The organism is Arthrobacter sp. EPSL27 (assembly GCF_001512305.1).
GTDB lineage: Bacteria > Actinomycetota > Actinomycetes > Actinomycetales > Micrococcaceae > Arthrobacter.
The window spans coordinates 159,963-174,920 of record NZ_LNUT01000004.1 but is presented as its reverse complement, the minus strand read 5'-3'; the positions used below and the strand labels follow the sequence as shown (position 1 = coordinate 174,920).

At 70.7% G+C, this 14,958-nt stretch carries 6 protein-coding genes and 1 tRNA gene; 5 read left to right on the top strand and 2 right to left on the bottom strand.

The genetic code is table 11. From position 1 onward, the window contains the following. Positions 1-128: 128 nt before the first annotated feature. Positions 129-4,700 (top strand): ExeM/NucH family extracellular endonuclease, encoded by a 4,572-nt coding sequence (locus tag AR539_RS05630; RefSeq protein ID WP_197410566.1) that lies wholly within the window; start codon positions 129-131, stop codon positions 4,698-4,700. A 177-nt stretch (positions 4,701-4,877) separates the two neighbouring features. Here the strand turns inward: AR539_RS05630 and AR539_RS05625 are convergent, their stop codons facing one another. Then, the gene (locus tag AR539_RS05625) at positions 4,878-6,833 is read right to left on the bottom strand and encodes an FAD/NAD(P)-binding protein (protein ID WP_066433440.1); all 1,956 of its coding nucleotides are present in this window, start codon (positions 6,831-6,833) and stop codon (positions 4,878-4,880) included. Between the two features lie 118 nt (positions 6,834-6,951). On the opposite strand from AR539_RS05625, the gene AR539_RS05620 reads away from it, so the two are divergent. The 4 genes from AR539_RS05620 (at position 6,952) to AR539_RS05605 (ending at position 12,695) form a co-directional block, all read left to right on the top strand. Beyond that, positions 6,952-9,222 (top strand): prolyl oligopeptidase family serine peptidase, encoded by a 2,271-nt coding sequence (locus AR539_RS05620; RefSeq protein WP_066433438.1) that lies wholly within the window; start codon positions 6,952-6,954, stop codon positions 9,220-9,222. A gap of 74 nt (positions 9,223-9,296) precedes the next feature. After that, positions 9,297-9,384, top strand: a tRNA-Ser gene (locus AR539_RS05615). A gap of 123 nt (positions 9,385-9,507) precedes the next feature. Then, complete coding sequence (locus AR539_RS05610) at positions 9,508-11,178, top strand: phytoene desaturase family protein (protein ID WP_066433434.1); 1,671 nt, start codon at positions 9,508-9,510, stop codon at positions 11,176-11,178. A 44-nt stretch (positions 11,179-11,222) separates the two neighbouring features. After that, a complete protein-coding gene (locus AR539_RS05605; RefSeq protein ID WP_066433432.1) occupies positions 11,223-12,695 on the top strand; it encodes an MFS transporter in 1,473 nt (490 codons plus the stop codon). On the opposite strand, the gene AR539_RS05600 is transcribed toward AR539_RS05605, so the two are convergent. Further along, entirely contained in the window at positions 12,640-14,829 is a 2,190-nt protein-coding gene (locus tag AR539_RS05600; RefSeq protein WP_066433427.1) for a RecQ family ATP-dependent DNA helicase, read from the bottom strand. The two genes, AR539_RS05605 and AR539_RS05600, sit on opposite strands and share 56 nt — an antisense overlap. Positions 14,830-14,958 lie beyond the last annotated feature (129 nt).

Sequence of the window (14,958 nt, the reverse complement as noted above, 5' to 3'; positions counted from 1 at the left end):
GTGTTCATTCACCCCTGTTTTGATGTGCCGGAAACTGCTTGACCAGGAGCAGCGACCGGCGGTCCGAGGCATCGCCCGGACACCTTCCACCCCGCCCGCACCCGGGCACCTAATGAGAGTTAGAGCGGATGAAACACATACCTTGGAAGACCGCGCTGGGCACAGCGCTGTCAGTGGGGCTCATCGCAGCCCCGCTGGCTGCTGTGCCGGCGTTTGCCGTGGAGGTCTCCCCGGCAGCGGCTGGCACCTCGCCAGTCATCATCAACGAGGCTTACCTCAGCGGCGGCAGCACCGGCGCCGCCTTCAAGGACAAGTTCGTCGAGCTGTACAACACCTCCGACGCCCCGGTGTCGCTGGACGGCTGGTCCATCCAGTACCGCTCCGCCACAGGGACCGGCGCTCCCGGGAACACCGTCCCACTGGCGGGCAGCATCGCTGCCAAGGGTTTCTACCTGATCAAGGCGACCGGCAACAATCCCACGACGTCGACGGCGCCGCCACTGCCGGCCGCCGACCTGGACGCAGGCAGCAAGTTCGCTCCCAGCGGCACCAACGGCACCATCCTGCTCGCAAAGCAGCCTACGGCCGTCACCCCGCTGGCCACCGGCTCCGTCATCGAGCCCGCCAACGTCGCCGACCTGCTCGGTTACGGGACCTCCAACACCTACGAAGCCCAGGCAGCCACCGCGCCGACGAGCAACACCGACGTCAAGAGCCTCAACCGCAGCAACGGCGTGGACAGCAACAACAACTCCGCTGACTTCAGCCTCAACGCCACCATCACCCCCAAGGCCGCCAACGGTGCGGCCGCCCCGGTGGATCCCCCAACCGATCCCGGCCCGGTCACCCCGCCGGCTGCCAAGACCATCGCGGAGATCCAGGGCGACGGCGCCGCCAGCCCGCTGGCCGGCACATCCGTCACCACCCGCGGCAAGGTCACGGCCACGTTCCCCACCGGCGGGTTCTCCGGCTACTACATCCAGACCCCCGGCACCGGCGGCGATCTGACCCCGGCCAACCACACGACGTCGGACGCCATCTTCGTCTTCTCCGCCGCCACGGCCGGCTCGGTCCAGCCCGGCGACTACGTCGAGGTCACCGGCGCGGTCAGCGAGTACTTCGGCATGACGCAGGTGACGGTCTCCGCGGCGGCCGACATGAAGAAGCTCACCGAGGCCGCCCCGGAGGTCAAGGCCACCGGCTTCGCCCTCCCGGCCGAGGAAGCCTTCCGCGAATCCCTCGAGGGCATGCTGCTGGCGCCGCAGGGTCCCATGACCGTCAGCGACAACTACTCGCTGAACCAGTACGGCGAAATCGGCCTGGCCGGTGGCACCACCCCGCTGGAACAGCCCACCGCCGTCGCTGAGTACGGTTCCGCCACGTACACCGCCACTGTCGCCGCCAACGCCGCCCGCGGCATCAAGCTCGACGACGGCGCCACCACCAACTTCCTCAAGGACGCCGCCACCAAGGCCGAGGTGCTCCCGTATCTGACCACGGCGGACCCCGTCCGCGTCGGCACGCCGGCGACCTTTGAGACCAACGTGGTGCTCAACTACTCGAACAACTCCTGGAAGTTCCAGCCGCTGACCCATCTCACCGCGGCCAACGCGGAGGCAGTCCAGCCCGTACGCTTCGGCGCCACCACCCGCACGGAGGCCCCGGCCGCCGTCGGAGGCAACCTCAAAATTGCCTCGTTCAACGTGCTCAACTACTTCCCCACCACCGGCGACCAGCTCACCGGGTGCACGTACTACACGGACCGCGCCGGGAACCCGATCACCGTCCGCGGCGGCTGCGACGCCCGCGGCGCGGCCAACGCCGAGAACCTCCAGCGCCAGCAGGACAAGATCGTCTCCGCCATCTCGAAGTCCGGCGCCGACGTCGTTTCCCTCATGGAAATTGAGAACTCGGCACAGTTCGGCAAGAACCGCGACGCGGCCCTGGCCACGCTGGTGGATGCCCTGAACATCCCCACGCCGGGAATCTGGGACTACGTCCGCACGCCCGCCAACGCACCGCCGCTGGCCGACGAGGACATGATCCGCACCGCGTTCATCTTCAAGAAGGCCGCCGCGGAGCCGGTGGGCGAGTCCGTCATCCACAACGACACCGTGGCGTTCGCCAATGCCCGCAAGCCGCTGGCACAGGTCTTCAAGCCAGCGGGCGCGGGCGATGACAAGAAGTTCATCGCGATCGCCAACCACTTCAAGTCCAAGGGCTCCGCCGCCACCCCGGAGGACACCGACAAGGGCCAGGGCGCCTCCAACCTCGCGCGCGTCGCGCAGGCCAAGTCGCTCCTGGCGTTCTCCAACGAACTGCAGACCGCCAAGGGCACCGACAAGGTGTTCCTGATCGGCGACTTCAACGCCTACGCCAAGGAAGACCCGATCAACGTCTTCACGGCCGCGGGCTACGTCAACCAGGACGAAAAGGCCCGGAACGCCGACGGCTCCGCCAAGCACTCCTACCTCTTCGGCGGCCTGGTGGGTTCCCTGGACCACATCCTCGCCTCCCCGGCGGCCGACGCCGTCGTCACCGGCGCCGACATCTGGAACATCAACTCCGTGGAGTCCGTGGCGCTCGAGTACAGCCGCTACAACAACAACGTCACCGACTACTACGCTCCGGACCAGTTCCGGGCGAGCGACCACGACCCGGTGGTGGTGGGGCTGGATCTGCCGGCGACCCCCGCCAGCGTTGACCTGAACTTCCTCGGGATCAACGATTTCCACGGCCGCATCGATTCGAACACCGTGTTCTTCGCGGGGACCATCGAGAAGCTGCGCGCCGCGGCCGCCCCGGGCGCCACTGCGTTCCTCTCCGCCGGAGACAACGTCGGGGCCTCGCTGTTCGCCTCGGCCCTGGCCAAGGATCAGCCCACCATCGATGTGCTGAACGCCCTGGAGCTGCGGACCTCCGCAGTGGGCAACCACGAGTTCGACGGCGGCTGGTCCGACCTGAACGACCGCATCATCGCCGGCGGCACCAACGCGAAGTTCCCGTACCTGGGCGCCAACGTCTACCGCAAGGGCACCACCGAGCCCGTCCTGCCGGAGTACACCGTGCTGGACATGAACGGCATCAAGGTCGCCGTGATCGGCACCGTCACGCAGGAAACGCCGTCGCTGGTCACCCCCGCGGGCATCGCCGACCTGGAGTTCGGGGATCCCGTCGACGCCATCAACCGCGTCGCCGCCACGATCAAGGCGGAGAACCTCGCCGACGTGATCATCGTGGAGAACCACGACGGCGCCGGTTCCGGAGCGCCCGAGGGTTCCACGCTGGAGCAGGAAGTCGCCGCCGGCGGCCCCTTCGCCAAGATGGTCACCGAGGTCACCCCGGACGTGGCCGCCATCTTCAATGGCCACACCCACAAGCAGTACTCCTGGGACGCCCCGGTACCCGGCGTGGAGGGCAAGACCCGCCCCATCGTCCAGACCGGCAACTACGGCGAGTACATCGGCCAGATCCAGCTCACCATCGACACGAAGACCATGGAGGTCACCGGTTACAAGGCCGGCAACGTCAAGCGGACCACCTCCGCTGACCAGCCCGCCGACGCCCTGGTCCGCGACTACCCCCGGGTCGCCGCCGTCAAGACCATCGTGGACAAGGCCCTGGCCGACGCCGCTGCGGTGGGCAACCAGCCCGTGGGCGCGGTGACCGCGGACATCACCACCGCGTTCACTCCTGCCACCGCCACCACGCCGGCGGCACGCGATGACCGCGGCAGCGAGTCCACCCTGGGCAACCTGGTGGCGGATTCCCTGGTGGATTCGCTGAAGGCACCGGAACTCGGCGGGGCCGAAATCGGCGTCGTCAACCCGGGCGGCCTGCGCAACGAGCTGTACTACGCCCCGGACGGCACCATCACGTACGCCGAGGCCAACGCGGTGCTGCCGTTCGTGAACAACCTGTGGACCACGTCCCTGACCGGCGAGCAGTTCAAGACGCTCCTGGAGCAGCAGTGGCAGACCAACGCGGACGGCACGGTTCCCAGCCGCGCGTACCAGCAGTTGGGCCTGTCCAAGAACGTCAACTACACCTACGACGCCGCCCGCGCGGCCGGTGACCGGATCACGTCGATCCGGGTCAACGGCGAACTGGTGGACCCGGCGAAGTCCTACCGGATCGGAACGTTCAGCTTCCTGGCAACAGGCGGCGACAACTTCCGGATCTTCACCTCCGGCACCGACACCCGGGACTCCGGTCTGGTGGACCGCGACGCGTGGATCAAGTACCTGCAGGCACACAACCCCGTGGCGCCGGACTTCGCCCGCCGCTCCGTGGCCGTGGTCAACACCACGCCGGCCGAGGTCAAGGGCGGGGAGGCCATCTCCCTGGCCGTCTCCAAGCTGGACCTCACCTCGCTGGGCAGCCCGGTCAACACCTCGCTGCGCGCGGAGTTCACGGACGCCAACGGTGCTGTCACTGCCCTCGGGTCCGTGCCGGTTTCCGGCGGCGCCGCCACCGTCCAGGTGACGGTTCCCGCCAGTGCTGCGGCGGGCACGGGCACCCTGGTGCTCACCGCCGTCGAATCCGGCACCGTGGTGAAAACGGCCGTCCTGGTCGCGGCCAGCACGCCGGTCCCGCCGGCCTGCACCGCGCCGGTCAAGCCGAAGCGGCCCGCGGACCTCGTGGGCCAGAGCAACTACGGCCAGGCGATGGCAGCCTACCGCCACTGCCTCAAGGGCTAGTTTCGTAGCCCCGCCCCACTGAGCATGCCCTCCCCCGGGCTGCAGCGATGGACATAGTGCCTATATGTCCACCGCTCAGCCTGGACGGAGGGCATGCTCATTGGTGGGACGCGGGAACGGAGGGCATGCTCATTTTTCAGCCCGGACGGAGGGCATGCTCCCGTGGGTGGCGGGCTGTCAGGCGCCGAGGATGGCCCGGGCGATCTCGTCGGCGTCCCGCAGGGTGCGCTGGCCGCTGCTGTACACCGGCCCGCTCTTCTGCCGGGCCTCGGCCGCGATGGCCGTACCCCACTGCACGGCGGACAACTGGAGGCCCAGCACGAACAGCCCCTCGGTCACCGAACCGTTCGCACCCAGCGGCCGGTAGGGGTGCGGGGCCACGTCCAGTCCGGACGTCGGCACGGGCGTCCCTTCCACCGTCATCATGAGCCGCGGGCGGACCAGGCCCTCGGCGAGCAGCTGCTCCAGCAGCGGCGACTCGTTGACCGCCACCCTGTTGGCCGGCGCCAGCGCCTCCACCATGGCCACGGCGTGCACCACTTCCCCGGCGACGGCGTCCTCGGTGTTCCCCACCCAGGGCGACGCCGCCGTGAACGTCCGCGCTTTGCGGTCCACCCCGAACTTCGGGTCCGGGCCCACAAAGCGGACGACGCCGGCCCGCACCAGGGCGGCGAGCTGTTCGGCGCGCAGCGCCGGCGGCCCGCTGGCCAGCCCCTCCACAAACGCTTCAAACCAGCCGCGCAGCCCGGCCACCCACGATTCGTCGGTGATGCCGCCGTCGGCCACCGCCGTTTTCAGGACCGCCCGGCCGTGGTGCAGGGCGCCGATGGTCATCTTCACCGGGTCGTCCTCCCCCAGCGCGGAGCGCCGGGCATCGTCCATCAGGTAGTCGACGACGGCGGCGTCCAGCTCCGCGCGGGAGTCGAACGACTTCCCGGCCAGGGGCGCCGCGAGCCCCAGCAGGTTGAGCCGGTGGTCCGCTTTCACGTGCACCGCCAGGACGGAGTCCACCAGGGCTTCCCATTTCGCGGCGGAGTGCGCGTGCGGCTGCAGGGCCTCCTCCAGCGCCGCCAGGAATTCCTTCGGTTCGGTCAGGACCGCCTCCGGCTGCGAGCGCGCCAGCGTGGAGTAGTAGGCCCACAGCGCGTCCCGGTGCAGGAGGGGCCAGAGGTCGTGGTCGAAGGCCGGCCGGATGCCGGTCTCCGCGAATTTCGCCAGCGCGTCCTCGGTGCAGTACCGCAGGGTCACGGCGCCCGGGTAGTAGCCGGAGAGGGTCGCCTTGGCCCGGTACGGGGTGCCGCGGCGGGAGGCTGCGATGATCAGCGGTTCGCGGCCGGAGGGGAGGTAGCGGAGGCCGCCGTCGCCGGGCAGGAACTGGCCGCCGCGGCCCTCGGTGAGCTGGCCCATGGCGTCAAAAAAGTTCAGCCCCATGCCGCGCACCAGCACCGGTTGGACGGCGGGCACCAGGGACCAGTCGACGTCGGCAGGCGCCGCCGGGGGCAGGTACAGGAGCCCGAATTCTTCCGCGGCCGCCTGGAGCTCACGCTGTTCGGGGTTGAGCCGCGACTCCAGGTGGCCCAGGGCCAGCACCACGGAATCAACGGTCAGGACCCCGCCGCCGGCCAGTCCGACGTCGAACCCCGCCCCGCCGGAAGCGTGCCGGACGGAGGTCGCCGTTGTGTTGTGGAACTCGACTGTGACGCCGTCGGGCAGGCAGGACAGCAGGTCCTCCAGGGTGGAGCGGAGGTAGCGGCCGTACAGTGCCCGGCTGGGGAAGTCGGTTGCGGCCAGCCCCGTGAGTTCGGCGCGTTCCTCGGCGGTGAGGCCGGGGTGGGGCTGCTCGCGCTGCAGTTCGCGCCAGCGGTCGAAGGTGTGGCCGGCCAGCGGCCGCGCGAGGTCCGGGTCCTCGGGGATGACCGTGGGGTAGAACGACTGCGTGTTCATCAAGTAGAGCCGCGACTGGCCGGGCTGCCAGACGTGCCCCGGCCCGGCCGGGTAGGGGTCAACGACGTCGATGTGCAGCGTGGCGTCCGGACCGGCGGGCGCCCAGTTGGCCAGGAGCCGCTCCAGCACACTCGTGCCCCGGGGGCCGGCGCCGATCACTGCCGTCCGGATGCTTCGCGATATTCCCACGGCATCCAGCGTATCCGCAACGGGCCCGCCGCCCCGACCCGGCCGCAGCCGCCCCGGTGCGCTCCGCGCGCGCCGGCTTGACTTGCACCCGGCGCGCCGGGGTTGCTTGGATGGAAAAATGACCACCGCTGAAGCTGCTCCCCTGCCCGCGTCCGGCCGTCCGGCAACCGCCCCTGAACCCGTCGACGAGAACATCTGGCTTGAGGAGATCTACGGCGAGGAACAGTTGGCCTGGGTCCGGGAGCAGAACGCCCGCACCGAGGAGCTGCTGGAGGACGCGGAGTACACCGCGCTGGAGTCCAGCATCCTTGAGGTGCTGGACTCCACCGACCGGATCGCGATGGTGGGCAAGCACGGCCGGTTCTACTACAACTTCTGGAAGGACCGGCAGAACCCGAAGGGCCTGTGGCGACGGACCACGTGGGACAGCTACCGCGGCGGGGACCCGGAATGGGAAGTCCTGCTGGATGTGGACGCGCTGGCCGCAGCCGAAGGCGAGGAATGGGTCTTCCACGGCGCCAGCTTCCTGCGCCCGGCCGAGGGCGAGCCGCACCGCCGGGCGCTCCTGGCCCTCTCCCCCGACGGCGGCGACGCCAACCGCTACCGCGAGTTCGACGTCGAATCCCGCACCTTCGTGGACCCGGCCGACGGCGGGTTCGACCTGCCGACGGCGAAAGGCAACGCCTCCTGGCTGGACGCCGACACCCTGCTGGTCGCCTCCACAGCGGAAGGCCTGCCCAGCACCACGTCCTCCTACGCGCGGACCGGCGTCAAGCTGCGCCGCGGCGGGTCCCTGGCCGCGGCGGAGCGGGTGTTCGAGGTCCCCGAGGACCACATGATGGCGCTCGTGGCCCATGACTCCACCCCGGGCTTCGAGCGGACGTTCGCCGTGGACTGGATCAGCTTCTTCGAAAAGACCACCTCCGTGCTGCGGGACGGGCAGTGGGTGCAGCTGGATGTTCCGGTGGACGTCAACGTCAGCGCGCACCGGGAATGGCTGCTGTTCCGGCCGCAGAAAGACTGGACAGTGGGCGGCGCAACCCACCCGGCTGGCTCCCTGCTCGCCGCACGCTTCGAGGACTTCCTGGCCGGCGGCCGGGACCTGTCCGTGCTGTTCACCCCGGACGAGCACACCTCCCTGCAGTCGTGGAGCTGGACGCGGGACTTCCTGCTGCTCAATCTGCTCCGCGACGTCTCCTCGGAGATCCGGGTCCTCGACCCGCAGCGGCCGGGAACGGACAGCGCCTGGGCCTCGACCCTGCTGGACGCCTGCCCGCCGCTCCACGACGTCAACGCCTACGCGGTCGACGACGAGGACGCCGCCGGCTCCGACGACGATACGGTCGACGACGGCACCGACGGCGCGGCGCCCGTCGCCGAAACCGAGGCCCCCGGCGCGGGAAACGACTTCTGGCTCATCGCCACCGGCTTCACAACGCCCAGCACCCTCACCCGCGGCACCCTGAAGCGTGCGGCATCGGGCGGAGTGGATAGCACCCACGAGGTGGTCCGGTCCTCGCCGTCGTTCTTCAACGAGTCGGCCTACGAGGTGCAGCAGCACTTCGCCGTCTCCCGGGACGGCACCCGGGTGCCGTACTTCCAGGTGGCCGCCAAGGACCTCGTCCTGGACGGCCAGAACCCGACGCAGCTCTCCGGCTACGGCGGCTTCGAGATCTCCCGCACCCCCGCCTACAGCGGGGCGATCGGCCGGGCCTGGCTGGAACGCCGCACAAAGGAATCCGCCGGGCACGACGGCGGGGCCCCGCACACCCGCGGCGGCGTCTACGTGGTGGCCAACATCCGCGGCGGCGGCGAATACGGCCCGTCCTGGCACCGCGCGGCCCTGCAGGACAAGCGGCACCGGGCCTACGAGGATTTCGCCGCGGTGGCGGCGGACCTGATCTCCCGCGGCGTCACGTCCCGGAACCGGCTCGGCTGCGTGGGCGGGTCCAACGGCGGCCTGCTGGTGGGTAACATGCTCACCCAGTACCCGGAACTCTTCGGCGCCGTCTCCTGCGGGGTGCCGCTGCTGGACATGCGCCGGTACACCAAGCTGTCCGCCGGCTACTCGTGGATTGCCGAATACGGCGATCCTGACGTGCCGGAACAGTGGGAGTTCATCAAGACGTTCTCGCCGTACCACCTGCTCCGGGACGGGGTGGACTACCCCGAGGCGTTCATCTGGACCGCAACCTCCGATGACCGGGTGGGCCCGGTCCAAGCCCGCAAGATGGCCGCCCGGATGCAGGCGATGGGCATCCCCAACGTCTGGTTCCACGAGGCCCTGGAAGGCGGCCACGCCGGAGCCTCGGACAACCGCCAGGCTGCGGCCCTGCAGAGCCGCAGCCAGCACTTCCTGTGGCGGGCGCTGGCAGGCCGGAGCGCCTGAGCCGCACCGGCACCGGCCGTTTTGCACTGCATGGCTCCTTCTGCGTATCCTTGGTTGGCTAGTTAATAGCAATTGGAGACGTGCCAGAGCGGCCGAATGGGCTTCACTGCTAATGAAGTGTGGGGCACAACTCCACCGGGGGTTCAAATCCCCCCGTCTCCGCGTTTGGCCCCGGTCCTCGGACCGGGGCCTTTTGCGTACCCGGGTCTTCTGCCTACCCGGGACCCGCGTCCGGAGGCCGGACACCTGACGCCGTCCCGGCGGACGGGATGGCAGGATTGGCCCATGTCGAGCAACCCCCTGTTGAGCACCGCCCCTTCCAGCAGCAAAGCGTATGACGCGATCATCGTCGGCGGCGGCCACAACGGCCTGGCCGCGGCCGCGTACCTGTCCAAAGCCGGCCGGAGGGTCCTGCTGCTGGAGAAGCTTGAGCAGCCTGGCGGTGCTGCCGTGTCAGCCCGGGCGTTCGACGGCGTCGACGCGCGCCTCTCGCGGTACTCCTACCTCGTCAGCCTCCTGCCGCAGCAGATCATCGACGACCTGGGACTCTGCATCCGGCTCGCGCGGCGCCGGTACTCGTCCTACACCCCGGACCCCGGCGGCGCCGGCCGCGCCCTGCTGGTCGACAACGGGGACGCCACGGCCACCGCCGCGTCCTTCGCCGCCGTCGGGGCCCCCGAGCACGAATTCCAGGCCTTCACCGAGTTCTACGCCGGCTGCCGCCGGCTCACCGAGGCCCTCTGGCCGACCATGACCGCGCCGCTGCCGACGCGCTCCGAGGCGAGGGCCCTCGCCGCAGGGGCCGGCGCGGAGGACACGTGGGACGCCGTGACCGGGCGGCCCATCGGGGACGCGATTGCGTCGGCGCTCCAGCACGACCTGGTCCGCGGCGTGGTGCTGACGGACGCCCTGATCGGCACCTTCGCGCGGGCCGGTGACGAAGACCTGCAGCAGAACATCTGCTTCCTGTACCACCTGATCGGCGGCGGAACCGGGGACTGGGACGTGCCGGTGGGCGGCATGGGTGCGGTGTCCGGGGAACTGGAACGCGCGGCCCGCGAGGCGGGGGCCACCATCCTGACATCCGCGGACGTCACCGCCATCGGCCCGGGAGGCGTGGTCAGCTACCGGCACGCCGGGGCGGAGCACACCGCCACCGCCCCGTGGGTCCTCGCCAACGTGGCCCCGGTGGTGCTGGACCGGCTCAGGAACGCCGGCCGGGAGGGCGGCGCCGCAGCCCCGGCCACCCGGAACCCGAACCACCTCCGGGAGGGCGCCCAGGTCAAAGTGAACCTGCTGCTGAAGCGGCTCCCCCGGCTGCTGGATGACCGCGTCGCCCCGGAAGCGGCGTTCGGCGGGACATTCCACATCAATGAGACGTGGTCCCAGCTCGACGCCGCCTACCTCGCCGCCGAGGCCGGGGCCATCCCCCACCCGCTGCCCTGCGAGATCTACTGCCATTCCCTGACAGACCCGAGCATCCTGTCCCCGGAACTGCAGGCAGCCGGCGCGCAGACCCTCACCGTGTTCGGCCTGCACGTCCCGGACCGCCTGATCACGGCGGACAACAACGACCAGCGCCGGGCCGAACTCCAGGCCGCCGTCCTGGCCTCCCTGAACTCCGTCCTCGCCGAGCCCATCGAGGACCTGCTCCTCACCGGCCCGGACGGGAACCCCTGCATCGAAACCAAGACCACCCTCGACATCGAACGTGCCGTCGGCATGCCGCGCGGCAACATCTTCCACGGCGGCCTGGACTGGCCCTTCGTCGAGGACAACACACCCCTGGACACGCCGGCGCAGCGCTGGGGCGTCGCGACGGATGACCCGCAGATCCTGCTCTGCGGCTCCGGAGCGCGCCGCGGCGGTGCCGTCAGCGCCATCGGCGGGCACAACGCGGCCATGGCCGTGCTGGAGTCCGGGACGCCGGCGGCGCACCCCGGATCCCTGGGCTGAGCCCGGGCTGGGTACGGGCCGGGTACGGAACCGTGGAAAACCGCATGAGTGACTCCCCGCCGCAGCCCGGCGCGTCCACGGCCGACTGGAGCCCCCGCCTGGCGCTGCTCGTGGCGGCGACGTTTTTTATGGAGTTCCTGGACGGCACCGTCCTGACCACCGCGATCCCCAGCATCGCCGTGGACTTCTCGGTCCCGTCGGCGGACGTCAACATCACCATGACCGCCTACCTGACGACGGTGGCGATGGGGATCCCGCTCAGCGGCTGGCTGGCCGAACGCGTCGGGGCGCGGCGGGTGTTCTGCCTGGCCATTGCGGTGTTTACGGTGGCGTCGCTGCTGTGCGCGCTCAGCCAGGACCTCACCACACTGACCCTGAGCAGGGTGCTGCAGGGCGCCGGCGGCGCCATGATGGTCCCCGTGGGCACCCTGGTGGTGCTCCGCGGAACAGCCAAGAAGGACCTGCTCCGCGCCACGGCCTACCTGGTATGGCCGGGCCTGCTGGCACCTGTCCTCGCCCCGCTGGTGGGAGGTGCCCTCACGGAGTTCCTCTCCTGGCACTGGATCTTCCTGATCAACCTCCCGCTGGGACTCGCGGCGTTCGTCGCGGCGCTGCGGCTGGTCCCGCGCACCCCGGGCGACCGCACCCGGCGCCTGGACTGGGCGGGACTGGCCCTCACCACCCTCGGCGTGGGGTCGGTGGTGGTTGGCCTGGAACTGGCGGGCGGCCGCGACGCCGGACTCCTATCGGCCCTCGGCATCTCCGCGGGGGTGGTGTTCCTCAGCACCGCGGCCTGGTGGATGCGGCGGGCGCGTACCCCGCTCTTCGACCTGGGCGTCTTCACCGCCCGGACCTTCCGGGCGACAGCGACCGGCGGCTTCATCTACCGGCTCACCATCAGCGCCGTGCCCTTCCTGCTGCCCCTGATGTTCCAGAACGGCTTCGGCTGGGATCCGCTGCGCGCCGGGGTCCTCGTCGCGGCCGTGTTCGTCGGCAACATCGGCATCAAACCGGCCACGACCCCGCTGATCCGGCGCTTCGGATTCAAGCCGGTGCTGGTGTTCGCGTCCCTGGCGTCCGCGGTCACCTTCGCGCTGTGCGCGCTGCTGGACGCCGGCACCCCGGAGCCGCTGATCTTTGCACTGCTCGTGGCCAGCGGGGCGTTCCGTTCCATTGGCTTCTCGGCGTACGCCTCAGTGCAGTACGCCGACGTCGTCCCCGCCCAGCTGCCGTCCGCGAACGCCGTTTCCGCCACGCTGGTGCAGCTGGCGACGGCGGCCGGCATCGCGGTCGGGGCGCTCCTGATCCGGGTCTTCGAGACGCCGGGCCCGCTGCTGGGCGACGCCGGTGCCGGTGCGGACCCGGCCGCGGCCTACCGGGCGGCGTTCCTGGCGATTGCGGTCATCATGCTGCTGAGCACCCTGGACAGCCTGGCACTGCCCCGCCACGCCGGGGCCGAGGTCAGCCGGCCTGGCCAAGTACCAGCGGCAGCACCGCCCCGGCGCCCGCGAGCCTGAGCGCCCGGCCGGCAACGGTCACGGTCCAGCGGCTGTCCACGAGGTCATCGATCAGCATGACGCTCTGGCCCTGGATTCCGGCCAGGGCCGCTTCCAGCTCCGGCCCCACCACGAGGCGGTCCCAGACACCGGCCAGCCGGTAGGCACTGTTGCCTCCGCGGCCGCCGGTGGGTCCGCCGTGTTCCAGCTGCAGCTGCCCCAGGTACGGGATCCGGCCGATCTCCGAGATGCCCCGGGCCAGCGAGTCCACCAGGGCAGGCTTGCCGCGGGACGGGACACTGACGATCGCGGCGGGCCGGCCGGCCCCGCTCCAGCCGGGGGCCCGGCTGTCGCCGGTGCCCCACTCGCGGAGCACCTGGACGCAGGCCTGCAGCATGCCCGGGTCCACGGTCCGGTCCGGGGCTCCGGCGGCGAAGGCTTCCCGCAGGGCCCCGCCCCAGCCCAGGTCCGTGAGCCGCGCCAGTGCCCGGCCGGGGGCGACGCTCTCCTCGGGCTTGATCTTGCCCTTCACGGGCACACCCAGCCGGTCCATTCCGCTGGGCCACTGCAGCCGGGGCTCCAGCGGAATGCCGGCGCGGCTCAGCGTCTGGCCCGCCGCTTCCGAGGCCGAGGCGGCAATGTCCGCGGGGAACCAGCGGCCGGCGCAGTTGTCGCAGCGGCCGCAGGCGCTGGCGGTCTCGTCGTCGAGGACCGAGGTGATGTATTCCATCCGGCAGCCTGCGGTGTCCTGGTAGATCACCATGGAGTCCTGTTCGTCCACCCGGGCCTCCGCGATCCGGCTGTACCGCTCCGCGTCGTAGGTCCAGGGCCGGCCGGTGGAACGCCAGCCCCCGCCCACCCGCTCGACGGCGCCGTCCACCGCGAGGACCTTCAGGAGCAGTTCCAGCGGTGTCCGGCGCAGGTCCACGCGCGCTTCCAGGGCCACCGTGGACACGGCTGTCCCCGCCTCCGCGAGCGCCGTGAGGACCGCTCCGGCCTTTTCCTCCGAGGGCATGGACGCGGTGGCAAAGTACTGCCAGATGTCGCGGTCCTCCGCCCCGGGCAGCAGGAGCACATCGGCGTTGGCGGCGCCACGGCCGGCGCGGCCCACCTGCTGGTAATACGCCACGGGCGAGGACGGCGCCCCGAGGTGCACCACGAACCCGAGGTCCGGCTTGTCGAAGCCCATGCCCAGCGCGGACGTGGCCACAAGCGCTTTGACCTGGTTGTCCTTGAGGAGCTGTTCGGCGCGTTCCCGGTCAGCGGGGTCGGTGCGGCCGGTGTAGGCGAGCACCTCGTGGCCGGCCTCGGCCAGCAGCCGCGCGGTGTCCTCGGCCGCGGAAACCGTCAGCGTGTAGATGATCCCGCTGCCGGACAGGTCCTGCAGGTGCGTGAGCAGCCAGCCGAGGCGGTCGCGGGAGTCCGGCAGGCTCAGCACACCCAGCCGGAGGGATTCACGGCCCAGGGCGCCGCGGATGGTCAGCACCCCGGCGCCGAGCTGCTCCTCGATGTCGTGCACCACCCGGGAGTTGGCGGTTGCCGTGGTGGCCAGGACCGGGACGGTGTCCGGCAGCTGCGTGATGAGGTCGGCAATGCGCCGGTAGTCGGGCCGGAAGTCGTGGCCCCAGTCAGAGATGCAGTGCGCCTCATCGATCACCAGCAGCCCGGTGCGGCGGATCAGCTCAGGCAGCTGGTTCTCTCGGAACGAGGGGTTGGTGAGCCGCTCCGGGGACACCAGCAGGACATCAACCTCGTCCGCGGCGAGCTGCTCGCGGACGGTGTCCCAGTCCAGCTGGTTGGCGGAGTTGATGGCAACCGCCCGGACCCCGGCCCGCGCCGCGGCGGCCACCTGGTCCCGCATCAGGGCCAGCAGCGGGGAGACGATGAGGGTGGGGCCGGCCCCGCGGCGCCGCAGCAGCAGGGACGAGACGAAATAGACGGCCGACTTTCCCCAGCCCGTCCGCTGCACCACGAGGGCGCGGCGGCCGCCGTCGACCAGGGCTTCAATCGCCTCGAACTGGCCGTCGTGGAACTCCGCCTCCGGGTGCCCCACCAGCTCGCGCAGCACCTCCTGGGCCTGCGCCCGCGTCCCCGACGCGCCGGAGGGGGCAGCGGTGGAAGCGGACAGGACTGCAGCGTTCTGGTTATTGGCCATTGCTTCAGTATCCCAGCCACCGCCGACAGCCACGAAGCCGCGGAGGCTGTTATGTGGACAATCACAGCACGGATCGGGCAGCCGGTGGAACGCGGCAGTGTCCCTCCCCGGCCCGCCAACGCTTCGCCG

Coding starts and splice junctions, on each gene's coding strand:
- AR539_RS05630 (WP_197410566.1), top strand. CDS start 129: ATGAAACACATACCTTGGAAGACCGCGCTGGGCACAGCGCTGTCAGTG.
- AR539_RS05620 (WP_066433438.1), top strand. CDS start 6,952: ATGACCACCGCTGAAGCTGCTCCCCTGCCCGCGTCCGGCCGTCCGGCA.
- AR539_RS05610 (WP_066433434.1), top strand. CDS start 9,508: ATGTCGAGCAACCCCCTGTTGAGCACCGCCCCTTCCAGCAGCAAAGCG.
- AR539_RS05605 (WP_066433432.1), top strand. CDS start 11,223: ATGAGTGACTCCCCGCCGCAGCCCGGCGCGTCCACGGCCGACTGGAGC.
- AR539_RS05600 (WP_066433427.1), bottom strand. CDS start 14,829: ATGGCCAATAACCAGAACGCTGCAGTCCTGTCCGCTTCCACCGCTGCC.